The organism is Paenibacillus sp. FSL R5-0701 (assembly GCF_037973995.1).
In the GTDB taxonomy this organism is placed as follows: Bacteria; Bacillota; Bacilli; order Paenibacillales; family Paenibacillaceae; genus Paenibacillus.
Genome location: NZ_CP150230.1, coordinates 6,054,875 through 6,078,359 on the forward strand (window position 1 = coordinate 6,054,875; position 23,485 = coordinate 6,078,359).

The window sequence follows — 23,485 nt, forward strand, 5'->3', positions numbered from 1 at the left end:
GCTATCGTCATCCCCACGTTGTATAATCATTGTATTCCTTTTCAGGAGGTCTGACGAAATGAGCTACAGCAAATACTTCCCCTTGGAAAACTATTTGAATCAAGTTTCAATCACCCTTACATATGCAGAGCTTGAGGAGATTCTCGGATTTACGTTACCCCCTACAGCGTATAATCGCGAACAATGGTGGGTGAATAATTCCAATAATCATACACAGGCACTATCCTGGTTAAATGCCGGATGGAAGGTGGATAATGTGGTTTTAGGAAAAAACGTTACTTTTGTCCGTTGCGAGTCTAATTGATTATGTACTTACTTGCACTGATGGTACTCGTCATTTCAGGTTCAGTGTGCTTAATAGATATTTTGTTCGGTATAAAAGATTCGGGTGAAGGAATCCGATTATTGGTTACGACTTCAAAGGCTCTATTTTTCTTATCCTTGTTGTTTTTTATCATTAAAATGCCTAATAAAAAAGCAGGGTAGATCCGATGAATTCATCAGTTTCCCCCTGCTTTTTAAATTAATTAACTGTCTTATACCACTCGTTCACTTCGGCGGTAATATCATCCCCGCCCATGGATTTCCACTTTGTCACAAACGCATCAAATTCCTCAATGCCCACCTGACCATAGATGATCTTGCTGAACGTATCCTTCTCCAGCTTGTCGATCGCGTCCTTCTTCATTTTCATCGTCTCGGTTGGTGCTCCCGTGAACTTGTTCTTGATCGCATTATCTTTATTTGCAACGACGACTTCAGCGGCGACAAACACTTCCGGTTTGTTCGCAATTTTCGTATTTTTCTCAAAAGGAGTCTCCGGTTCCTTGCCCTTCGCAAGTTCCGCCAGCGTATCCATCATGAGATTCGGAATCCGTGCACCATCATACGTAATTGTATATTTGAGTGGTGATACGCCGTCCTTCACTTCAGCTTCACCAACAACTTTGCCATCCACGATGTCATAGTCATATCCTTGTGCAAAGCCATGTTCGAACTCGCTGCCCACTTCCGGATTGGCAAAGTTGTCGAATAGATAATTTTGATACGTGAAGAAAATCTCCGGGTTCGCCATGTCTTTGTTAATCAGCACCACCCCATTGCTTGCACCAGAACCATGTTGGTGGCTCTCACCTGTTGGTCCTGTAGGTAAGGCAATGGCCTTGTACGTGGCACCGTCCACATTTTTCTTCACATCATCAATCGGCCAGTTTGGCATCCAGTGTGGTCCCACGATAATGCCTGCTTTACCTGCGGTGAACAATTCTGCTGCCTTGATCTCGTCATAGACGCCTGCTTCTTTGGGCAGGTAACCTTTGGACAACCAATCTTTCATCGTTGCTAGGCCTTCCTTCACACCTGGCTGGATGGAGCCATATTGCAGTGTGCCGTCTCCAGCATCATTCCATTGACCAGGCATCGTCTTGTACATGCCGAAGATCCAGCCGGATTCCGTCATCCAGGTATTGAGCGCATTTTTCATGCCCACGGTCAGACCATACGTATCTTTCTTACCGTTCCCATCGGGGTCCTGATTCGTAAAAGCATCCATGACCGTAACCAGTTCATCCATGGTTTTTGGTTCTTCCAGTCCCAACTTCTTCAGCCAGTCTTCCCGAATAAACATGACCGAATCGCCGTTGTAGGCATAATCGAAGATTGGAATGCCATAACGCTCGCCCTCATACATGTACGGATACCATTCCTCCGGTGCTGATTCAGAAGCCTGTTTCCATGTGTCCGAAGCATACTTGTCAAACAACTCACCTGCATTCGCAAATTTGCCGGACTCAATTAATTCCCGGACCAGATTGTAGTCTCCCCGAATGGAGACGATATCCGGCAGTTCTTCGTTAGCGGACAGGGACAAGCGTAATTTCGTGTAAAATGCATCATTGGTCACTGATACGGCCCACGGTGTGGTCAGATCGATGCCAAGTCGTTCCTTGGCCCATTTGGTATGCACATTGTTCTGTGCCGTTTCCCCGTTCTTGAATTTCGTATCATCATTCCAGGCCCGCAAATAACTCATCTGTACCGCCGGTTCATACTTCCCGTCTTGCAGAGCAAGTGGTGCAGCGGCTTCCTTCGCCGGTTCTTCCTTGGCCCCCGAACTACATGCCGTTACAGCAACCATCGTGATTGCGAGCAATGTTGTCATCATTTTTCTATACATAGACTAACCCCTCCTCAGGTAACTTGGATACCCTTATGTGCCAAATGCACCTTACATGAAAAGGATAGTGCAGCCAGGGAGGCAAACATATATCACAATTTCAATGTTCATATTGATTTGTTAACCGTTCCGAAAATCCTGCGGGGTCAGTCCATAATGTTTGCGGAACACCTGAATGAAATAAGGCGTGTTATTGTACCCCACTTCCTGACCGACTTCATAGATCTTCATCGCCGTATGCTTGAGCAAATGAACCGCACGTTCCATTCTGGAACGGATAATATAATCACTAATGCCTTCACCTGTGGATTGTTTGTACATTTTCGACAGATACACGGGATGCAAATGCACCTCTCCGGCAATGACTTGCAACGATAGATCCTCGCCTAGATGATGGTCAATCCATTGCTGCACCTGCCGAATCAGCGTTGATCCGGCATCCTGTCCCGCATCGCTTGTGCTCTCTTCCCACTGCTGCATCACAGACCGAGTCCACGTTTCCAGACTACGCAGCGAGATGCCATAACCATCCTTGAGCAACTGCTGGTACTGCTCGCCAAGCACTTCGGCTAACTGTCTTCCTTCCCGGTGAGCCATATAGGAGAATGCCGCCGCCAAATAATGAAAAGCCACATATACATGTTCCGGAAACACACTGTTCGACAGTTCGGCAAAGATCTGATCAATCTTACGGTGTGCATCCTCCATGCGCCCGGCTTCCAGTAACGTCGTCAGACCTGGCGGTTCATACAGCGCTGCAAGTGATTTCAAGGTAGCCCCATTGGTTCCTGCCGCCGCATTCAGATGTAATCCTTTGCCAGCCTCGGCTTGCTTGCGAAGCGCACTCACAGCTTGATGATATAGTTGCGGCACCTGATCTGGGAAACGCCCCATACGACTAACAAACAGGGAAATGGTCGCGTTCAGATATTGCCTCACACTGTGGATTAACCGTTCTCCAAGCCGTCCCATTAGCATTTCCGGTTCAGCTTGGGTTTGTTTGGGACTGGCCATGAAGACCAGATCATCATAGGCGTCATCCGTATGGCAGAGATGATAGGTACTGCCGTAGATCTCTTCCACCACATTGGAGATGGCATACTTCATCAGTCGAAACGCTTTATGTGTGGGTTGATGGTCATCATACCGGATGAGCAACAGTTGCATTTTATCCTGTGGACGGAACCCGATCTCCAGTTGCTCCAGCTTGCCTTGGAGTTCTGCATCCGCAAATTTATGCCCTAATAATACATCCTTCATCAGCTCCGCCCGCTTCTCGGGCAGATGTTCCCTCACCGAATACATGGCCCGCTGATGCAGCATTTGTTTCTCACCCTCTAGACGAATCTGCACGGCGGCCTGCTGCACGGATTCGATCAGTTCCTCATCTCGGACCGGCTTGAGCAGATAACTAACCGTCCCGTGTTTGAGCGCCTGCTTCGCATAATCGAAGGAGGCATGACCCGATAAAATAATACATTTCGTCTGTTCCCACTTTTGCCTGATGTGACTGACCAGATCCAGACCGGACAGACCCGGCATGCGGATATCCGTGATAATAATATGGACCTGATGTGATGCCATATGTTCCAAGGCTTCTTTGACCGAATAGGCTTTGAATACCTGACCAATCCCGTGTTCTCTCCACGGTATTGAGACAGCGATCGACTCTACTGCCGAATGTTCATCATCCACGACCATCAGATTCATCATGCGGTTGTTCCTCCTCAAACCATCGAATTTCTACACTAAGTCCACCATAGGGAATCGCTCCAAAATGAAGCCCGGACGACAGCCCATATCGCGTAACGAGACGCTGGTGCACATTCCATGTGCCTGTTCCAATCTCCTCACCCATCGGTTCATTGATCTCCCGTTCCAATTCGGCAATCTCTTCCGCTGTCAGCGTGACACCATCATTGTCAACAAACAGGCTATATCTTGTATATTTCCGACCCTCTATATGTTCGGGTACCGCCATCCCCGTTACGACGACATGCCCACTGCCCTCCATCGGCTCAATGCCATGGATCACCGCATTCTCTACGATGGGTTGAATGAGCAGTCGCGGAATGTGAAGCAACATCAGTTGCTGCGGTACGGCAATCTCGTAGGTCAGCCGGTTGGTCCGCATCTGTTGAATGGACAGATAATGGTCCAGCAGCCGGATTTCTTCCTCTACTGTCGTCATATCATTCTCGCCCCGCGTAATGTAGCGATAGTAGTCTCCCAGACTTAGCGACATGGCAATAACGGCTTCACGGTTGCCGAGCTGGGTCATATTTTTGATATAAAACAGGCAATTGTACAGGAAATGCGGATTGATCTGTGATTGCAGATGTTTCAATGTTGCTTCCCGTGAACGGATCCGTTCCTCGTATACCTTCTCGATCAGTTCCTGAATCTGCTCTGCCATATGGTTGAAGCTCTGGGTGAGATACGCGAATTCATCACGAGAGTGATCGACCGGAATCCGTGTGGACAGCTGCCCTTTGCGAATCTGTTGCAGCCCTCTCATCAAACGATGGATGGGCACCTGAACTTTTCGATACAAAAGCAGTGCAGCCCCGATACTCAACACGAGCAGTAACAAAATGGAGGTAATAAACATATTTCGACTCTTGTCCATCGGGGTTAACAAATCATCCAATACCACCGGGTTCACGTATACCGCTTGCAGTTGTTTGGAGTGCACGTAACTGACCAGATATTGTTTACCGCCCACCTCCAATTGATGATTGCCTTCCCTCTCCGGCCCGTTAAAAGGCATATCACGCATAATCGCTTCGACCAGTTCGGGGTCCGCCGTACGGTTCAGCAACGGATCGTTACCTGGTACCAGCAAGAAGGGATCTCCGCCCTGCGTTTCTTTAAAATCATCCAACATGGCAACCACGTTCATCGGGTCAAAATTAATCTCCATCACCGTTCGTACACCTGTGTTTACCGGTTTTTCATTCCACTCGTAGTTGTCCGTGAAAAAGTAGGTGAAACTCCCCTGCTCCAGCTGCCATTGACCCGGTTGCGGAAACGTCAACATCTTCTCATCGTAGACCGTCCGGCTGGACATGGTGGATAACACAAGTTCCGCTTGTGGCAGCACAATGGTAATATCGTTCTTCCAGCGGCTGGTGGACTGGTACAACGATAATTTGTCGAGAATATCCAGATAGATACTGTTCTTCTCATATTGGCTGGTTGAGTCCGTCATGTAACGGTAATGCAGGATACTCGGATCTCGCAGCAATGTCAGGCCATATAGTGAGAGCTGCTCGATATTTTTATCCACCTGGGAACTGAAATAATTGAACTGGTTCAGACTCGACTGCTGTTTCTCCTCCACCACCATGTCCACATTTGCCTGGTTCGCGTATGTATACAGCAGCAGAATGGGTACGAGCAGGCAAATTAAGAGAATGACCGTCTTCGCAAATACTGTGAATTTCATCGTTTCACCCTGTTCCTGAATTTGAAGTCGTTCTACACCGAAGTCCTATTTTATATTGAAAACCCTTACATTTCTATATGATTTTATGTTCTCCGGCTTTCCTGTGACTTGAAATCCTATGTTTCCATCAACAAGTTAATATTTCAACATCCGCATTGAAATGTTGTTCTATAGTCCACCCTTTTCCGTTGCTATAATTCAGTTGCTCCACTCTGTGCAGAGGTTTGCTCGCCTCATGTTGCCCGGGCTGGACGAGATAAAGGAGGGACCCTGATGGCTATGGAACAACCGTTAACAACCAATATGCCGGTGCGAAAAATGACACCCCATCCACGCAAACGTACCCGCTGGAATTTCAAACGCACGTGGCCGCTGCATCTGATGCTGCTGCCTGCTGTACTGCTCACATTGCTGTTCGCCTATGTGCCCATGGGCGGCATTATTATTGCTTTTCAGGATTTCAAACCGTGGCTGGGGTTCACTGGCTCCAAATGGGTGGGCTGGGACAACTTCCGGTTCATGTTCGAATATCCCGACAGCGTTCAGGTCATCTGGAACACAGTGCTAATTGCTTCAATGAAGATTGTGGCTGGACTTGTAGCCCCTGTGGTGTTTGCCATTTTGCTGAATGAGGTTCGGAACTCTACGTTCAAACGTTTCTCACAGACCTTGGTGTATCTGCCCCATTTCCTGTCCTGGGTTGTCCTGGGCGGCATTCTGCTTGATATGTTATCACCGGAAGGTGGGCTGGTAAATCAGGTGCTGGCCGCGGCTGGTGTTGAACCGATCTTCTTTCTGGGAGATGGCGACTGGTTCCGTGTAACGGTGGTTGTCAGTGATGTGTGGAAGGAGTTTGGATTCGGGACGATTGTATTTCTGGCAGCACTTGCGGGCATTAACCCGGCATTGTATGAGGCTTCAGAGGTAGATGGGGCAACACGACTCAGACAGACATTGCACATTACCCTGCCTGCACTCGTGCCAATGATTATCGTGGTAGGTACGTTATCGCTGGGCAATATCCTGAATGCAGGCTTTGACCAGATCTTTAACCTGTACAATCCCTTGGTATATGAGAAGGGCGATATTATCGATACCTTTGTCTACCGGATGGGGATTTTGAATGGCAAAATGAGCTTTGCAACCGCCGTTGGACTATTCAAATCATTTGTCGCGATGTTCCTGGTCATCTCTGCGTACCGGATGGCGTACAAAATCGCCAATTACCGTATTTTTTAAGAAGCATTTTGCATAAATCCAGACAGCGACTTTCAATAAGAAAGATAGAGATCGAAATGGTTCAGTTCGTCTATATCTTGTACACGCGAGCGATTCAAATCGAATTATGCAAAATGTAGAGGAGGAATCAAGGTGTATCACAAAACAACCGGGTACCGTATATTCAATGGTTTTAACCTGATATTCATCGCGGCCGTCTCAATCCTGTGCATCCTGCCACTGGTCCATATTCTGGCCGTTTCCTTCAGTGGTAAAGCGGCAGCATCCGCCAATCTGGTGACACTTTGGCCCATAGATTTTACGGTGGACGCCTATACCAAAACATTTGGTAACAGTAACTTTCTGAGTGCACTCTGGATTTCAGTCCAACGTACGATTCTGGGCACACTGCTCAGTATGACACTTGTCTTCCTGACGGCTTATCCGTTATCCAAGGAGAGCCTGCATTTCAAGGGACGCTCGTTATATGCGTGGTTTTTCATCTTCACGATGCTGTTTAGCGGGGGATTAATTCCATCCTATATTTTGATCCAGAAGCTTGGGCTGATGAATACGATGTGGGCTCTCATTTTGCCAGGCGCGGTGGCTGTCTGGAACCTGATTCTCATGATGAACTTTTTCCGCAATGTTCCAAAAGAGCTGGAAGAAGCCGCATTCATTGATGGAGCCAACCATATCACAACTCTGTTCAAAATCTATCTGCCTGTTTCCATGCCCGCCATTGCCACGATTTCTTTATTCACGATGGTAGGTCAGTGGAATTCCTGGTTCGACGGGCTGATCTATATGAATGATGCTTCCAAATATCCACTCGCCACGTTAATGCAGACTATAATCGTACAGCAAGATTTCTCCAACATGAACGTGGATGCAACGCAGCTCCAGAATATGTCTCAACGTACGGTGAACGCAGCTCAGATCTTTATTGGCGCTTTGCCGATTCTGCTCGTATATCCGTTCTTGCAGCGTTTCTTCGTTAAGGGAATTGTGCTCGGGGCGGTAAAAGAGTAAAGCAAACACACGGAATTCCTTCTTGGAATTCTTTGTTCAGAAAGGTTATGATTTCAGCTGATTCGTAATCGTTCTCCCACGAGTTGCGTTGTTATATTCATTAATTAACTCATCCAATACCATGGATTGGCGAATAACCTCCGGATGCCATAGTTCCGGGTATTGAGCTGCAACCTGGTAGAGCCTTTGCCGTGCATGTTCGATACATTCCTGAATGGTTTCCGGATTATGTACCATACTCCCGCCCCCTGTTGTCCTTGAATATCATCATCCAAAAAAGACCATCTAATATAATATTCGGAACAAGAGGGGATTTGGATTACCCCAAAATTAAAAATTTTGTTTATTTTTTCTTGTAAAAGTTATGATTAGCGTGGATCACATGGGCTGATGTGTATATGTTCAATATAAATAAACCGGATGGGCTGTAGCCTGTCCGGTTTTATTCCTGCTGAGTTTTTCAATTTTCTCTGTCATGCTCCAATTATCTTAATCCAACATCCTTAAAACGATTGCCTATCGTCTCTGGAAAGACACGTTTAATGGCATCAATGGCACGTTGTTCCGTAGCCCCTGCCTTCCCTATAAGCTTAATTATCCTTTGTACACAATCTGGTTCCTTCGTATTCCATGAGATTGAATCATTAACTACATCAACAATCTCCGAATACAGTTCTGCGAGCAATGCATACTCACGCATGACATGAACCATCCGAGCTGATAGGTACTCCAGCCCTGCAACATAAGAGGCAATGTCCAGTCTTGATCTGGCATAATAGCGCAGTACAGTTGCCGCTTGTTCTGTGTCATATGTTCCAGACTGCAAAGTAGCTGCCATAACCGTATACGCAGCCGATCCACAGGCATAATCCTGGGACGGCAGCATGTAGTCATGGGTTTCCCATTTGTATACGGCCTGAATTAATGATTCCTTGCAAACTTCCCATAGATCCACAGATTCATGAGATTCCAGCACCTGATAGTACCAGTATGGCGTACTGTTCCTGCCAAATGAATCATAGGGCAGACGAATGGCTTCATGTCCTTCACTTTCTCCAATAAACAGCACCTGCTCCTCATCATCATATCCGGCAGCAATGACAAATTGATCATGCCAGAGAATCGCACCTATTCCCCGGTCAATGGACGCCTTGATGTCAAGCACTGACTGCTTCTGATAGAGCGGAAAAGTCGGTTCAAATGAAAATCCACCATGTTGTCCCGTTGTTACGCCAAGAAAATCAGCCGCCACAAAGTTCTCTGCCATCCAGTTGTATGCCGAGATTGATTCTGCGGTCAGACGCCGATCCACCACTAATCGGAATGCACTTGCCGTCATACCTGCAATCATGTGACGCGGGAAATCCATCCACTGTGTGTGCAATAAAATGAGGTACATCGCATCTGTATACGAACCCACACCGTTCCGTGATAGGTGTGCATCAGCAGAGGTTCGGGCTCGCGGGAAGCGAATCAAATCCTGCAATACTTTGGCTGCCATCATCCGTCACTCCTTCCTCCCTCATTCTATCGTGCGGAGTGTGCTCCCCACCGTGGTATAGTGGATCTTTTACGGTCAGGATACTTCCTGGATATCAATCGAAAATAATCAATAGCCTGCTCTTCCAGTGCTTTTGCCTTCACTAGTACCTGTGCTAGATCTTCTGTGGTGTCTGGTCGCAAGACACGGCTATTCTCCTGCTGAACCATATATCCTTTCATTTGGTCAATTAACGTCCCAAGCTGTTCATAGCATGCACAAGCGTGGTCCAGTTCGTTCCATATCCCTCGAACACCCTGCAAATACATTCGTATTTCGGATCGCGAATGGCAGAAGGATTCCAAAATATAACCTGCACCGGATTCATCGAAATCCCCACTCCGCAGGGCCTCCACCCACACATCATATGCCTTTTTACCTGAAGCAATATTCTGATTAGGTAACAGACGATAGGGAATATCCCAATCCTCAATCGCCAGTCTCAGGGATTCCAGCAGCATCTGTTGTTCAGGGATGCGGACCTGATCACCAAACACCTGACAATACCAAAATCCGGTAAAGTTTAAGCCGAAATTGTCATACAACAAAATCTGCGGTTCCTCGCTCCATCCGTCTTGCACATAAAAGATGCGGTCACTGTTATCATATCCATGAATAACACCGAACTCAGGAATCCAGTAAATTACACCAGTGCCTTCATCAATACTCCGTCTCACCCAGTTCACTGCATCCTGTTGGTAATAACCAAACGTGGAATGACGTGTACGTCCCCCATCCCAGATCGTGAATATCCCCAGGTTATCGACTCCGGGACGATGCGCTTCCCCCCACTGTCCATACGCTGTAACCGACATGGGAAGTAGTCTGCGATGCACCGACAGCTTGAAAGCCATGCCCGTATATCCGGCAAGTACAACCTTGGAACCTTGAAACTGGCCCGTATGGGTTAGTATCGCATGCAGACTATCGACGTACGATTTGGACTCCCGCTTCATGATGAGGTTATCTAAAATATTCTCAGCCAAGGACGGATCTTCTCCTCTCTATGCTGCTTTATTCCACGTTTTGCTTACGTTGTATCGAGAGCCTGTCCATTAATCCTTCCGCGCTTTGCTGAAGCTTGCGCCTAAGCCACCCAGGAGACAATAGTTCCTCCCATTCGCTAATAAACAAATGCTGCAAGAAAGCGTCCGTGTCATAAAATTCAATTGAATAAATCTGATCTTGCCTAGCCCGAATACGATACCCTTGCCATAGGTCCATTTGCTGTAATTCTTTCAAGCGAATCTCAGCTACAAACGGTTTACGCACAGGCAGTGGTTCTTCCCATCCACCTAGGAGCGCATCTGACCTGTACTCAAATCTCTCATCCAAGATCGATACATGAACAATACCCTCCAAGCGAATGGCCACTTGCTGTACAGGGTCTGCTTCATAACCCACCACGTAATCGGCGTTAAACTGGGATATCATCTTTAATGGACACAAGGAAAACTGCCGTTCTCCATCGTGATCCCTGTAATGAATATGTACTCTGCGCAAGTCAGTTATGGCATGGGACAACAATTCAAAGAATTGCAGTTGTTTCGGTTGCGCCGAAAATACCGGAAGCTCACTACTTCCCATCGGTTGTTCCTCCAACGTAAAACGCTCCAGCAAATGTGCTACACGTTTCACCGCGTCCGATTGATCATAATCGTAATGTCGATAGCGATGTGCCAGATATTTCAGCACACGCTGCTCTTCTTCAGTCATATACAAATGGGGCAATCGAAAAGTCTGATCCTCATAACAATAGCCCCGATATTTTGCCATATACACCAAAGGGGCTCGCAGGGAACTTGCCATATATTCAATATCACGCTGAGCCTGACGACGGGAGATTTCAAATTCACGGGCAAGCCAGCTGCTATTCGGAAAACGTCCACCCCGAATCTGTTCGTCAAACCAGTGAATCCGATGCATGTTACTCATCTTCCCGCCCCCATCTCATCCATTCCTAATATATTCGATTATATCAAAAGACATGGCCCGTTCCGAAGAACAGGCCGGTTATGTTACACATGTGCCTTATCCACTCTGGATTGCACAGCTTTGAAGCATTTCTTGCATACTTTCAGACTTGTACCGTCTGTTTTTGTTTGCGTATACAACAATTTAATTCGGGTACTGCTACACACCGGGCATGTTCCCCGGCCCCTGGAAGGAAGACTCCACAAGACGCGTCCTCTTTTCGTTTTTGCCAATGGTTGTGAACCTCTTTTCGATATGGTTTGTGTGTTCACCGTTATTATATAGGGCAAGGTACGACACAGAATGTCGCATCAGTTTTAAAGGTTGTTCAAAAAGTCCCCAATTGATCACGAAGTAGCCCAAGAAGCGAACTCGACATCGAATCTTGCGTTCACCTTCGGAGTCCGGTGCTCATGTAGGTTTGCCTACACTCCGCTCCTCCTCCTTCAGGTTCTCGCAACCTTCTCGGTGCTGAATCGTTAACTTTTTGAACATGCAGTAGCAGAAAATAAAAAATGTCCCCTCTTCGACCTGAAGAAAGGACAACATTTAGGAAGGTTCTGTGCTCGTCTGAGCTGCGGCCTGCAATAACGGTTGCAGGAGTCCTGGAAAGCGCGTTTCCAGATCATCGGATCGCAGGGTGAGAAAGTGCTGAGTGCCCTGCACTCTGACCCGAATAACTCCAGCTTCCCGCAAGGTACGAATGTGATGCGACATCGTTGACTTCACAACAGGTGCATGAAAATGACTGCACGGCTGCTCCCCGCTTCTCGCTGCTTCCGCAACAATCCCAAGACGGGTCGGGTCGCTTAACGCATACAATACGGAGGAAAGTTCAATATCTGACACCTGTGGATGATGTAAAATTTTCATACTGTAGTCTCCTTTTCTCAGACTATCCATTGTATTTTAACACACATCCATGATATATTTCTAATGTTCGACACCAATCGAACTTTAATGATTTCGTTATGTAACCCCTGCTGTCAGGCACGGGATTGACATCATACTACATTTTGCAAATGTTACACACCGTTTCTGAAATGTTGCGAAATACACATTCACTTTAGGAGGTTTTTATGAACAACACCGCAACCGCATCATCAGGGGAACGGACCGGAATACAGGAAGGATTAATTGTAGGCTTGCTTGGCTTCACCGTTGTACTCGTTGTGATGAATACAATGATGTTTAATCTGGCTCTGCCCAAAATTGCAGCCGAATTTATGCTTACATCCGTCGCTTCTTCATGGATTGTTACAGGGTATTCCATTGTATTTGCCATTTCCTCGATTACGTTCTCACGTCTATCGGATTTCATACCTATTCGTACATTATTCACGACCGGGCTTACGTTACTTGGTGCGGCATCCGTTCTCGGGTTCTTCAGTAATCATTTCATCATTTTGCTCATTGCACGTCTGATCCAGGCTGCAGGTGCTGCTTCGGTTCCCGGGCTCGCTATTGTACTAATTACCCGATACATTCCCAATGATCGCCGGGGTAAATCGATGGCTGTCATCATGTCCGCGAGTTCACTGGGGCTTGGACTTGGTCCCGTCATCGGCGGAAGTATTACTCAGTTTCTGGGATGGCATGATCTGTTTATCGTTACGGGATTAACGTTATTCTTGATTCCTGTATTCTTTAAACTGCTTCCTCGGGAAACACCGCAAAAAGGTTCATTTGACCTACTCGGTGCCGTGCTTCTTGCCATCGGTACTACAGGTGTGTTGTTATTCCTGACTTCCCGTCAGTGGTACACGCTTGTTATCGGTGCTGCGGCACTGCTTCTGTTCTGGCTCCGAATTCGGCGCGCGGCAGACCCGTTTGTTCAACCTGCTTTGTTCAAAGACAAAAAATATATGATGCTCAGCTCGTTGGGGATTGTATCGTACATTAATAACTTCTCAACGTTGTTTCTGTTACCGCAAATTTTGGCACATCTATATGGACTCACACCTGCTCAATCGGGACTTGTCATCTTCCCGGGTGCAGTCGTGTCCATGCTGCTGTCCAACAGGATCGGCCGCATGATTGACCGACATGGCAATACGTTGCTGCTGAAGTTTGCACCATGGCTGCTACTGGCAGCTGCCGGGTTATTCGCCTTATTTGCAGACAATAACATCTACGCCATTATGGCTGTCTATGTCCTGCTCAGCGTAGGCTTCTCTTCCCTAACCACCAGCGTGTCCAATGAATTGTCTGGCAATCTGACCATGGATCAGGTTGGTGCAGGTATGGGATTGTTCCAACTTAGTCAGTTCTTCAGCGGTGCTTTCAGCGTTGCTGTCACTGGTGTAGCGTTGACTGCGATGCAAAACATGCCGCTATCCTCAGCGTATACTAATATTTTCTGGGGCATGACTGTAGTTGCAATCGCATCGGTTATTTTCTCTCAAGTGTATCTAAGAATGCAGTCACGAAAAAAAGTTGCTGCTTAATATGAAGCAAATCATCAAAAAGGCCCGTAAAGCGACGTTTGCTTTACGGGCCTTTTTGATTTTCGTAAGATTAGTGATACCCTTAACTGGCAACAAGATGTTTGACCAAGTCATGGGCCTCTTGTTCCAGAGCTATAATTTCTCCGATTTTACCCAGCACTCGATCTAACATATGATATCGACGATCCAGATCCAGGTATTGACTTTTCAATGTCATATTAGCCGCGAGATTCCATCGTTGCGCAGCATATTCATACGTCTCCACCAGTTGAGAAATATCCGGATTGTACGGTATTCCTTCTCTTAGGAAATGGCCATACAAATATCTGTTATTACTTATGCCCGCCAAGTCGCCATACATATTGTCCAGATATTCTTCCGTCAATGCGGATGAATCTTGCATATGCTGACGTGTAGCGTCGATATACCTTTCAATGGCAGGCAAACCAACATACGGATTAACCAATTCATACCACTCAACCTGTTTGGTTAGCTGCCCGGATATTCCATCCATGATTTCATGATTTTGTTGAAGCATTTCGTAGAACTCTCTCTCTTTCACCTGCTCAACGGCATTCCCAACATCTAATGTAGCATAACGATAACGCGTACCCTCACGGATTAATGGCGTCTGACCTAGATCAAGCGCTTCAAATAACGCCTGTTCATCCATATTACCTTTCAAATGATAAAAATCATCAATAAACTCAAACTGTCCATCTGCATAGTCGGACAAGACAATACAATGCGACGAATGAAGTAATTGATAAAGTGAATTGTACTTCATGTAATATACATCAACCCATACAATGACTGCTTCGTTTTGCTGAAGCAACGTCATGATTTCCTGGATAACCTCGATCCGTTCGTTTGTTCTGACGATATTCAAATCAATATGATGAATGCGTTGAAACTCATTTTCAACAGTCATATAAGTAGGGACAAGTTTCGGGGTGCCTCTCTCCGGGTCTTCATGGTACATCATCCCGCATTGCTTCCATACCGCCAGGAAGTTCGTGATTTCTTTATAGTTGAGAATGCTGCTTACACATAGGGTAAAGCAATCTTCACCTTCTGTATGTGCTTCTCTTGACTGAATATTCATATATTCCACTCCTTCCCTAAGGTTAGTGCAAAGATATGCATGCATGGATTGTCTGGCAATAGGATCTTGTCAAATGAAATGGGTTCTTCCAGCGTAATCTGCTGGAACCAAATAATAGGCTGTTTGGATGTCAGTAAGATACCCTTTTGTGTACACATCCCGCTACATTGAAACATAATTTCTTCATTATAATGTGGACTCGTCTCGGTCCAGTTTGTCAGATCCAATGACGCTCTTCCCATCCGCTCTCCGGCTCGTTCAAAATCAATGAATTCATGGTATGAACCATTATCTGCCGCACCCAGAATATATAATGTCGAATATAGATCCAATAGTACCGGAATGCGCTGCCTATCCAGTTCTATATTATTAAATGCCTGTCTGCGTAAAGGAAAATGAAACGGAACATCCCGCCATTGCACATTCTCCTGATCAGGAAGTTCGTCTCCAGGGTATGAGGAACCAAAGGTCGTGAAATTCCCTATCTGGTTTGTATCCAGATAGCTAAAACCATTGTTGTTATAGTGCTCTTCCAAAGGTAGTGGACAATAGATGGTCATGTCATTAACCTCCTAGAATCATTCTATTTACGTCAGGTGACAGTTGACCCGACACCTTGCCGCTGCTCCTTGAACAACGTGTCATACACCTCATGCCACCCGGCCAGTTCCAGATGAGTGCCCGTAGCAACAATCTCTCCCTGATCGAGCACAATGACTTGCTCGGCATCCTGAATAGCTGAATACCGGTGGGCGATCACAAGCACCGTCATATGCTGTGCAATCCTACGGATCACCTCATTTATTTTCCGTTCCGAGTCATTATCCAGTGCAGAGGTTGCTTCATCCAGAATAAGCATTCGGGGTCTTGTTAACAGCACCCTCGCAAGCGCCAAACGCTGCTTCTGGCCTCCGGACAACTTAATACTTGACTCACCCAGAACCGTATTATACTTGTCAGGCAATTCTTCAATGAAGTCATCCAGCAAAGCCATGCGGCAAACCTCTCGTATCTCTTCTTCTGTAGCCCGTGGCTGTACGAGTCTGAGATTATCCATGATGGACATACTGAACAAGGTATTCTCCTGCATAACCACCCCTATATGTTGATAAAGGTAGTCTGATCCCAAGTCACCAATGGGCTGTCCGTCAACGAGAATAGCCCCTTGCTGTGTTTCATTCTGCCCTAAAATAAGTTTGATTAACGTGCTCTTACCCGAACCACTTCTGCCTACGATCGCTGTATAATCACCAGGCTGGATGTTCAGATTAATCTCATGCAAGACATCACTTTGATTCTCCTGATAACGAAAGGAGACATCCTTGAATTCGAGATGCCCTTGGAACTCTGGCTGTAGTCCGAGCTTTCTCTGTGGTACAACGGGTAGTTCCAGCAATTCAACGATCCGTTCAATGGAAGGTGTCACATCATGAAGTTGAACATTGGAGGCATTAATTTCATTAATGTTGTTAATCATCTGTTGATAGTATGTCAGAAAAACAAGTAGTCCCCCGATTGTTAATTCTCCCTGAAAAATCAGCAACCCGCCGATAAAATAAAGATTCATCTTATTAATAAAGTCATCCTGAAAGGTGTAGTACAGCTCATTGGCATACGTATATGCCAGATGTCGGAATTTGATTTTGCCAAAACGTTTCCAATATCCCACAAACTTGATGGATTCTTTGCGTTGCATATTCAGTGCCTTGATTTCCTTCCAGTGTCTGAAGCTGTTCGATATCCATGTCTCATATTCTCCGGTAGTCTGGCGGAATTCAGAGACCAGTACTTTGGCTTTTTTGCCCAATCGGGAACTGATGACAAAGGAAATAGGAAGCATAACAAAACCCAGCAAAGCCATCTTCCAATTCAGCGATAACAGAATAACCACATACGCCCCTACGCTGATCCATTTGAACGTATAATCAATCAAATGCAAAAAGATAAAGTCTTTAACCAGTGTGACGTCTCCATCCAGCCTATTCTTCAGATCTCCCGCACTATAGCGCTCATATAAAGTTGGCTTCATGCGCACTAATCTTTTCCACATGTTCAGCTGCAAATCGAGCTTGGTTCGACCTAATAACCGGTTACTGAACAGCGTTTGTAAACCCAGAGCGGTTGTCTCCAACGCAAATAAGCCCAGGTATCCAGCAAGGATATAGGGTAACATTCCAAGCTCCCGTCCAACCATGACATGATCAATGAGCAGCTTGTACAGATAAGGGATCATGAGCGCAATAGCAGTCAAGGCCAATTTCAGTGTACCTAGAATGAAGATTTGACGGTTCGCATTTTTGATAAATGGCTTAATCTGTTTAAAGAGTGCATACCGGGAAGTTGACGGTGTCTTCGTCACGACATCAGTCCCTCCTTCCGGATGAAATCTTCTGCAAATAACTCACGGTAGTGCTCGCTATTCTCCAGCAGATATCCATGCGTGCCTGTAGCCACAATGCGTCCCTGATGTACAACAGCAACCCGATCAGCATTCAGGATGGAGGATAAGCGATGGGCGATGACAATCGAAGCACGATCCTTGCTCAATTTCTGCCAGGAAAGCTGGACCGCTTGTTCAGCTTCATAGTCCAAAGCGGAAGTGGCTTCGTCGAATATAATTAATTTGGGTTGTTTCAGAAAAATGCGGGCAATAGACAGACGCTGCTTTTGTCCACCGGAGAACTCCATTTCCCCTACACCAATAACGGTGTCCAGACCCTGAGGAAGAGAACGGATAAAGTCTCCAATATAGGCCTGATCACATGCCTCCAGCAATTGATCATCATCCGCATGAGCGCTGCCAAGCATCAGATTGTAACGGATGGTTTCATGGAACAGAATGGCCTCCTGCTGCACAATTCCTACTCTCTTGCGCAGTCGAGACAGAGAATAGTCATCTATATGCCTGCCACCAATTCGAATCTCCCCTTCCTCCGGGGTGTAGAAACCGAGCAGCATGTTCACAATCGTTGTTTTGCCCGAGCCACTCTTACCTACAAGCGCAACAGATTCATGAGCACCGATCTCCAACGTGAGACCGTCCAGCACATAGGGACCCTGTTCATCATACCTAAATCTCACTTGCTTGAATGACGTCTCCCCATTTCCCATCTCAACTTCAGATTGACCACCGCTCCTCTCCGTCTCTTCATCCAGAAGATCAAAGACTTTGCGGGACTGTACCGTCAGCTTGGGCAGATTCACAACCGCCTCGTAGATCATCATCATGGATTGATTATTCTTGGTCAGATACGACATAATGGCAACAAAGGCTCCTGCCGTAAGCTGTCCCTGAACAATAAGCACACCCGCAATGGCATAGATACACAGATCTGATAACAAAAAAATAAATGCATTAGAGCGGGTAGACATCCATTTCATGACTTCTGTCTGATTGTCGAGACGAATAACGTCTGCGCTCTGTCCCGTGAACAGTGTAGTGACCCTTCTGCCACTCCCCAACAAACGAATATCCCTCATGCCTTGAAGCATCTCCAGCATCCAGCTGACAAAATGGCCGTATTTCCCACGCAAAATGGTCTGCTGCTTGGTCATCTTACGATTAAAATACTGTGATACCCAGACCGAAACCGGAACCAGCACCATCATGGCCAGGGCGATATACGGATTGAGATAAAATAAAAAAACAAACGAAACCAGCAATTTCGTAAATGGAGCTGCCATCTGAAAAATGATTAACTCTATTAACTGCATGACAGAATCCGTGTCTCTTGTTAGACGTGTGACCAGATCACCGGTCTGGGCTTTTTGAAAATAAGATGCTTTAAAATGAAGAATGCGATCAAATAAACTTTTTCGAATATCAAATAAAAATTTAACATTCAGGTAGATCCAGATGGATTTAATGATCCAACTTAGAGCCCTTACACCTACATACAAAGCAATATAAGTCAAAATAACATAGCCGAAGAAATGAAGATTACGGTGATAGAATACTTCGTCGATCAAGATGGCAAAAATAAGCGGTCCAATCAGATCCACCACCACCATGATTAGCTCGCAGAACAACATGGTAATCAAGCTGATTCGGTAGGGTTTGGCGAATGTACGGATTCGTTTGCTCAGTGAAATATTCTCCATGCCATCCTCCTCTAGGATATCCAGCTCTCAAGTACGGTCTGGCTCTGGGATTGTACCTCGGTAACAATCGAGAACTCGGTTGTATGGGATAACTTCATCCGCTCCGCCAGCTCTTCATTCCATACACCTTCAGCTGTAATTCGAGTCGTAGTTGATGTGGGGTCCTGGTTAACCTCAAGGATCTGGGCAGCGTAACGTTTACCTTGTTCCTCTGTGTACCAGATCAAGGAGTCTCCCTTCTGAAACCCCGTAATAGGCTCTTCTGTAAATTCAGCTATAATGTGTACTTTGACATCCTCCCCTTGCAGTGATTCAGACCCTGCAGTTGCCGTTGCCGTCTCACTGCGCAGATAGGAGGTCGTATGAAATTGCATGGCTAACGTCACTAATGCTGTCACAGTTAATCCAATAATGATAAGTGCAGCCACGGGTAATTGAATCGAAAGCCGGAACCAGATCTGTCCTATTCGTTTAGTCCGGCTCATGTTCCGAATCTCCTTCAATGAGGCTGACCAGGTAATCCCTGAAATCGGCTATGGTGTCGGTTTGCACAAATGCCAATTGATCATCGTCTATCTCAATGTTGAATACTTTCTCCATCTCCACCACAATTTTAATGTAATCGAGTGAATTCGTTCCAAGTTCCCCCCAGGCTTGATCCATCTGAATATCCGTTCCATACTCCATAACCTTGTCGATGACCTGTATTATTTGAGTCTCCAATGTCATGATTTCACTCATTCAGATCCTCCCCATCATGTGAGATTTAACCAACTCATCGTAATACTCCCGTTCAAGCACACTTATATTTCTGTATATCTCAGGGAGTTTATGAAATGATGTTGGTTTATATGAAGAAGTAAGCACATACTTGGCCAGAACTGCGCGAATGTCACTCCACTCCATGACAATGCGCTCACGAATATGTGTCAATCTGGAATCCGCGCCAGTTAGATTGGCACAACGATACACCTCGGCCTTTTTGGCACTAATCAATTTATGAAGCGAAATGACCCAATCCTCCGCTATGGAAGACACCACATGTTGATCCTGAACAACGGCCTCAAACTGTGGCACACTCTCCTCCAGTCTTGCCAGACTGTTCTCTACCCGCTCCTGTTGCTCTTCAATATGATCCACATAGATCTTCCAGTAAGCCTCCAACTGTTTCGAACTGGCATCTCTTTGATGTATCACCGGATAATGCTTATTGTAGAACGTATAGAAGGTGTGATTTTCCATATTAAAATGCTCGATATAGCCATGATAGCTATCCGACAGATCCTGGTAACTAACAATTCGTTCTTCATACGACAAGTTATCATGATGCTTATGCTCCATCACGGTAAACGTCTGGTTGATCGGATCAGCACCGTATACAAGCCAGGTATGTGGAATATGCTTTTTGAGATACGTATCATTGCGTATAGATGTGTAGTAGACGTCAACCCAGACAATAACCGGTTTGGCATTCAGAACCGCTCGACTGACATCCTGTATAATGTCCTCGCTAGCTTTTACCATTTCATAACCAATGTCCAGATCGTCCAGAATGTCTGTATCCTTGCGACAGGAGAAGAAACCATTCACAAGAAATTGCTTATTCTCAGACCATAGATACTCATCCACATGATGGATGAAAAACGGATGTATGTTTTTGTTCTGTTGCAATACAATGGGAAATAGAGAGTTATAGAAGCATAATTTGAAAAAGACTTCGTTAAAAGGCTGATATCCACCGGAATGGGCTAGCTGTGAATGCTCCATACCCAATGATGATGACGTCTTGTTAATCTTTACCACGCCAGATGGCTGTCCGTTATTTTCACTTTCATATGAATCGGCAAGCTCGGGATTCTCTTCCAGAACTGCTGCAAGCATCCTTATGGTGGGATTGTCATACAAAATGGAAGGCAGGACCCGAATACCGAGATTCTCCAGTTCAACCTCCATTCGGATCACAAGCAGGGAGTGCCCGCCAAGCTGAAAGAAGTCGTCGTCAATACCGATCCGTTCCATCTCCAGCAATGTACGCCAAACTTGCACCAGTTGGTGCTCCAGCTCATTCGTAGACGGTGCATAGTTCATGCCAAAATGTAATGACTGCCTCTGGTTCAATAACTCTCGTGTATCTATCTTCCCATGGATCGTTCGCGGCATATGTGATATTTGAATATATCTTGAAGGCAGCATATATTCGGGCAACAATGACATCAGATATTGGCGAATATCCATGACATACAGTTCCGTATCGGCCACAATATAAGCGGTCAGCACCTTCTCACCTTCGACTCCGGTCGTCAGTACAACACATTCGTCAATTGGACCGTAACGGTTCAGATGTCGCTCTACTTCTGCCAATTCAATCCGATGGCCCCTGACCTTAACCTGCTTGTCCATCCTTCCCAGAAACAACATGCGGCCTTCCGCTGTCCACATTCCTATATCCCCTGTGCGAAACATCCGCTCTCCTTCAACAAACGGTGACTCGACAAACTTCTGATCTGTCAATTCCTGCAATCCTATATACCCGCGAGACACCCCGTTGCCCGAAATACATATTTCTCCGGGTACGCCTATGGGCAACATTCGTCCATGACGATCTCCAATGTGTACAAAATAACCTTGAATAGGGCGCCCCACTGGAATCGGATCAACAGTCTCTGATGACAGCTTCTCATAGAGTGCACATACCGTCGTCTCGGTGGGGCCGTACGTATTGTATACATTGGTATAGGTGAGCAGATGTCCAATATCCGCCATCTTCAATACATCTCCACCGCTGATAATGGTGCGAACACTCGCAAGATTGGGCATCCGGTTAAGTTCCCTCAGGATATGAGGTGTAGTACTGACAAGGGTGACCTTGTGTCTGTCCAGTAACTGCACCAATCCGTGGATATCCAGCAGTTGTTCTCGTTGAACCACAACCAGTGTTGCCCCGGCAGTTAATCCAGGAAACACCTCTTCCATATAAGTATCAAAGGTACTCGCTGCTTGTTGAAGCACCTTGTCTGTTGAATTTAGTTGAAACTCGGCTTGAAAAGCGTTCACGTATGCACTCAGATTTCGTTGCTCTACTCCGACCCCTTTGGGCTCACCCGTTGAGCCGGACGTATACAGAATGTAGGCTAGACCATTCATATCGGGTACGAAACTTAAACCACTTCCATCTTCTATTCTCCATGGAGCAGCATCCAGCTCAATCATTTCTATGCCTGAGCCTGAAGGCATAGCCAATGTCATCTCCTCTAAAGCTCGATGTACATTCGTTTCCAACAGTCCCGTAAGAATAATGCGGGCATCCGATTCCATTAAAATATGGCGTATACGCTCCATGGGATATTCAGGATGAAGAGGAATATAGGTTCCTCCTGCTTTGAACACCGCCAGGATTGTAATGATTAACTCCATGGAGCCTGCCATCATAACGGGGACTGGACTCTCCGCAGTCACCCCAGAAGCAATCAGGAGACGGGCAAGCTGATTGGATTGCTCCTCCAGAGACTGATACGAAATCTGGCGATCTCCCTCTATAACCGCAGTCTGGTTGGGTGTTCTGTTTACTTGTTCAAGAAATAGAGCACAGACAGAACGTGCCTCCGGCAGGAACAAACGTGGACTCCTGTTCCATCTTTCCATGATTTCATTCTCCTCTTCCAGAGAAAGGAGCTGACTCATGGATAGCGGTTGGTCTGGTAAGGCTGTTGTCTGTTCCAGCAATCGTATGTAGTGGGAACATAAACGCTCAGGTTGGCTGGATTCAAGGGATATGGCACCATAACGGAGAGTCATCTGAAGTCGTTGATCTACCCGGTCAAACGCCAGTGAACAATGGGCTCCTTCATCCAGAATAGGTTCCTCATGGATTCCTTTCATATACAGGACCGTCTTCAACTCGCACTCCTCGGGAAGCCGCCCCAGCTTCTCTGCCATCTTATCGTAAGGAAAATGCCAGTACGTTCGGGCGGACATGACTTCAGATTTGGTATGTAATACCAATTGTCTGAACGATGCTGTCTCGTCTACTTTTCCACGAATTGCGAGCAAGTGGGAACTTCGAAAATCTTCGACTTGTTCTGGAGTCAGGGGCATACCCAGCAACATATCTTGATGTCCATAATAACGATACAACAGATGTTGAAATCCCGATAAGAGCAATATATACAACGCCAAATTTGACCCCCCACTCATGCGGATCAATCTTGCGGACAATTCATCTGGAAAGGATAAGGAAAGGATCTGTACGTTGGGTTCTCCAGTCTGTATCGAAGGTTGCAGAATTCCATCAAACAACGTTCCAATATGAATATCGCCATCTAGTTGTTTCTGCCAATACGCTCGTTCTTCCTTAAATTTATCACTCGACATCATAACATTAAGTAGATGGATATCCATGATCTCACCCCGAATACATAGTAAACCGGCACAACAAGTGTTGATC

The 23,485-nt window shown here is 46.1% G+C and carries 20 protein-coding genes; 4 read left to right on the plus strand and 16 right to left on the minus strand.

Annotated elements, in window-relative coordinates:
* Nucleotides 1-58 precede the first annotated feature (58 nt).
* A complete protein-coding gene (locus MKZ13_RS26845; RefSeq protein ID WP_339179545.1) occupies nt 59-304 on the plus strand; it encodes a hypothetical protein in 246 nt (81 codons plus the stop codon).
* 219 nt (nt 305-523) lie between these two features.
* Here MKZ13_RS26845 and MKZ13_RS26850 read toward each other — a convergent pair whose 3' ends face one another.
* The 3 genes from MKZ13_RS26850 to MKZ13_RS26860 form a co-directional block, all read right to left on the minus strand.
* Nucleotides 524-2,176: an extracellular solute-binding protein gene (locus tag MKZ13_RS26850; protein WP_339179547.1), complete on the minus strand. Its 1,653-nt coding sequence runs from the start codon at nt 2,174-2,176 to the stop codon at nt 524-526.
* A 120-nt stretch (nt 2,177-2,296) separates the two neighbouring features.
* Nucleotides 2,297-3,889 (minus strand): response regulator, encoded by a 1,593-nt coding sequence (locus tag MKZ13_RS26855; protein WP_339179550.1) that lies wholly within the window; start codon nt 3,887-3,889, stop codon nt 2,297-2,299.
* The gene (locus MKZ13_RS26860; protein ID WP_221820682.1) at nt 3,864-5,624 is read right to left on the minus strand and encodes a histidine kinase; all 1,761 of its coding nucleotides are present in this window, start codon (nt 5,622-5,624) and stop codon (nt 3,864-3,866) included. The genes MKZ13_RS26855 and MKZ13_RS26860 overlap by 26 nt, the downstream gene beginning before the upstream one ends.
* Nucleotides 5,625-5,927: 303 nt before the next feature.
* Here MKZ13_RS26860 and MKZ13_RS26865 point away from each other — a divergent pair, with 303 nt between their 5' ends.
* Together MKZ13_RS26865 and MKZ13_RS26870 are read left to right on the plus strand one after the other, a co-directional pair.
* Nucleotides 5,928-6,863 (plus strand): ABC transporter permease subunit, encoded by a 936-nt coding sequence (locus tag MKZ13_RS26865; protein WP_260632716.1) that lies wholly within the window; start codon nt 5,928-5,930, stop codon nt 6,861-6,863.
* A 132-nt stretch (nt 6,864-6,995) separates the two neighbouring features.
* Nucleotides 6,996-7,874 carry a carbohydrate ABC transporter permease gene (locus MKZ13_RS26870; protein WP_211084928.1) on the plus strand — a complete coding sequence of 293 codons (879 nt, stop codon included), beginning with the start codon at nt 6,996-6,998 and terminating at the stop codon, nt 7,872-7,874.
* Between the two features lie 45 nt (nt 7,875-7,919).
* Here the strand turns inward: MKZ13_RS26870 and MKZ13_RS26875 are convergent, their stop codons facing one another.
* The 6 genes from MKZ13_RS26875 to MKZ13_RS26900 all read right to left on the minus strand — a co-directional run bounded on the left by MKZ13_RS26875 (nt 7,920) and on the right by MKZ13_RS26900 (nt 12,261).
* Nucleotides 7,920-8,111 (minus strand): aspartyl-phosphate phosphatase Spo0E family protein, encoded by a 192-nt coding sequence (locus tag MKZ13_RS26875; RefSeq protein WP_221820680.1) that lies wholly within the window; start codon nt 8,109-8,111, stop codon nt 7,920-7,922.
* 247 nt (nt 8,112-8,358) lie between these two features.
* Complete coding sequence (locus MKZ13_RS26880; RefSeq protein ID WP_339179558.1) at nt 8,359-9,378, minus strand: hypothetical protein; 1,020 nt, start codon at nt 9,376-9,378, stop codon at nt 8,359-8,361.
* A 23-nt stretch (nt 9,379-9,401) separates the two neighbouring features.
* Nucleotides 9,402-10,400 carry a hypothetical protein gene (locus tag MKZ13_RS26885; RefSeq protein WP_260632708.1) on the minus strand — a complete coding sequence of 333 codons (999 nt, stop codon included), beginning with the start codon at nt 10,398-10,400 and terminating at the stop codon, nt 9,402-9,404.
* 28 nt (nt 10,401-10,428) lie between these two features.
* Nucleotides 10,429-11,349, minus strand: coding sequence for a WYL domain-containing protein (locus MKZ13_RS26890; protein ID WP_339179563.1), 921 nt, complete (start codon nt 11,347-11,349; stop codon nt 10,429-10,431).
* 83 nt (nt 11,350-11,432) lie between these two features.
* Nucleotides 11,433-11,621: a hypothetical protein gene (locus MKZ13_RS26895; RefSeq protein WP_074096524.1), complete on the minus strand. Its 189-nt coding sequence runs from the start codon at nt 11,619-11,621 to the stop codon at nt 11,433-11,435.
* A 316-nt stretch (nt 11,622-11,937) separates the two neighbouring features.
* Nucleotides 11,938-12,261: a helix-turn-helix transcriptional regulator gene (locus tag MKZ13_RS26900; protein WP_339179566.1), complete on the minus strand. Its 324-nt coding sequence runs from the start codon at nt 12,259-12,261 to the stop codon at nt 11,938-11,940.
* 206 nt (nt 12,262-12,467) lie between these two features.
* Here MKZ13_RS26900 and MKZ13_RS26905 point away from each other — a divergent pair, with 206 nt between their 5' ends.
* The gene (locus tag MKZ13_RS26905) at nt 12,468-13,835 is read left to right on the plus strand and encodes an MFS transporter (protein ID WP_339179569.1); all 1,368 of its coding nucleotides are present in this window, start codon (nt 12,468-12,470) and stop codon (nt 13,833-13,835) included.
* Between the two features lie 82 nt (nt 13,836-13,917).
* On the opposite strand, the gene MKZ13_RS26910 is transcribed toward MKZ13_RS26905, so the two are convergent.
* From MKZ13_RS26910 to MKZ13_RS26940, 7 genes are read right to left on the minus strand one after another with little or no spacing between them, the layout of a single operon-like run.
* Nucleotides 13,918-14,940 (minus strand): BtrH N-terminal domain-containing protein, encoded by a 1,023-nt coding sequence (locus MKZ13_RS26910; RefSeq protein WP_339179571.1) that lies wholly within the window; start codon nt 14,938-14,940, stop codon nt 13,918-13,920.
* Nucleotides 14,937-15,500, minus strand: coding sequence for a hypothetical protein (locus MKZ13_RS26915; protein ID WP_339179573.1), 564 nt, complete (start codon nt 15,498-15,500; stop codon nt 14,937-14,939). The genes MKZ13_RS26910 and MKZ13_RS26915 overlap by 4 nt, the downstream gene beginning before the upstream one ends.
* A gap of 32 nt (nt 15,501-15,532) precedes the next feature.
* Complete coding sequence (locus tag MKZ13_RS26920; RefSeq protein ID WP_339179576.1) at nt 15,533-17,299, minus strand: ABC transporter ATP-binding protein; 1,767 nt, start codon at nt 17,297-17,299, stop codon at nt 15,533-15,535.
* Nucleotides 17,296-19,041 (minus strand): ABC transporter ATP-binding protein, encoded by a 1,746-nt coding sequence (locus MKZ13_RS26925; RefSeq protein ID WP_339179578.1) that lies wholly within the window; start codon nt 19,039-19,041, stop codon nt 17,296-17,298. Before MKZ13_RS26925 ends, MKZ13_RS26920 begins: the two co-directional genes overlap by 4 nt.
* Nucleotides 19,042-19,052: 11 nt before the next feature.
* Nucleotides 19,053-19,526, minus strand: coding sequence for a hypothetical protein (locus MKZ13_RS26930; RefSeq protein WP_339179582.1), 474 nt, complete (start codon nt 19,524-19,526; stop codon nt 19,053-19,055).
* Nucleotides 19,513-19,782 (minus strand): phosphopantetheine-binding protein, encoded by a 270-nt coding sequence (locus tag MKZ13_RS26935; protein ID WP_221820660.1) that lies wholly within the window; start codon nt 19,780-19,782, stop codon nt 19,513-19,515. Before MKZ13_RS26935 ends, MKZ13_RS26930 begins: the two co-directional genes overlap by 14 nt.
* Complete coding sequence (locus MKZ13_RS26940; protein ID WP_339179585.1) at nt 19,783-23,415, minus strand: amino acid adenylation domain-containing protein; 3,633 nt, start codon at nt 23,413-23,415, stop codon at nt 19,783-19,785.
* Nucleotides 23,416-23,485: the final 70 nt, after the last annotated feature.

Excerpts from the sequence above, each read along its gene's own strand:
- MKZ13_RS26900 (WP_339179566.1), bottom strand. The coding sequence starts at position 12,261 with ATGAAAATTTTACATCATCCACAGGTGTCAGATATTGAACTTTCCTCC.
- MKZ13_RS26845 (WP_339179545.1), top strand. The coding sequence starts at position 59 with ATGAGCTACAGCAAATACTTCCCCTTGGAAAACTATTTGAATCAAGTT.
- MKZ13_RS26890 (WP_339179563.1), bottom strand. The coding sequence starts at position 11,349 with ATGAGTAACATGCATCGGATTCACTGGTTTGACGAACAGATTCGGGGT.
- MKZ13_RS26910 (WP_339179571.1), bottom strand. The coding sequence starts at position 14,940 with ATGAATATTCAGTCAAGAGAAGCACATACAGAAGGTGAAGATTGCTTT.
- MKZ13_RS26875 (WP_221820680.1), bottom strand. The coding sequence starts at position 8,111 with ATGGTACATAATCCGGAAACCATTCAGGAATGTATCGAACATGCACGG.
- MKZ13_RS26855 (WP_339179550.1), bottom strand. The coding sequence starts at position 3,889 with ATGATGAATCTGATGGTCGTGGATGATGAACATTCGGCAGTAGAGTCG.
- MKZ13_RS26905 (WP_339179569.1), top strand. The coding sequence starts at position 12,468 with ATGAACAACACCGCAACCGCATCATCAGGGGAACGGACCGGAATACAG.
- MKZ13_RS26850 (WP_339179547.1), bottom strand. The coding sequence starts at position 2,176 with ATGTATAGAAAAATGATGACAACATTGCTCGCAATCACGATGGTTGCT.
- MKZ13_RS26930 (WP_339179582.1), bottom strand. The coding sequence starts at position 19,526 with ATGAGCCGGACTAAACGAATAGGACAGATCTGGTTCCGGCTTTCGATT.
- MKZ13_RS26860 (WP_221820682.1), bottom strand. The coding sequence starts at position 5,624 with ATGAAATTCACAGTATTTGCGAAGACGGTCATTCTCTTAATTTGCCTG.
- MKZ13_RS26880 (WP_339179558.1), bottom strand. The coding sequence starts at position 9,378 with ATGATGGCAGCCAAAGTATTGCAGGATTTGATTCGCTTCCCGCGAGCC.
- MKZ13_RS26865 (WP_260632716.1), top strand. The coding sequence starts at position 5,928 with ATGCCGGTGCGAAAAATGACACCCCATCCACGCAAACGTACCCGCTGG.
- MKZ13_RS26940 (WP_339179585.1), bottom strand. The coding sequence starts at position 23,415 with ATGATGTCGAGTGATAAATTTAAGGAAGAACGAGCGTATTGGCAGAAA.
- MKZ13_RS26915 (WP_339179573.1), bottom strand. The coding sequence starts at position 15,500 with ATGACCATCTATTGTCCACTACCTTTGGAAGAGCACTATAACAACAAT.
- MKZ13_RS26935 (WP_221820660.1), bottom strand. The coding sequence starts at position 19,782 with ATGAGTGAAATCATGACATTGGAGACTCAAATAATACAGGTCATCGAC.
- MKZ13_RS26925 (WP_339179578.1), bottom strand. The coding sequence starts at position 19,041 with ATGGAGAATATTTCACTGAGCAAACGAATCCGTACATTCGCCAAACCC.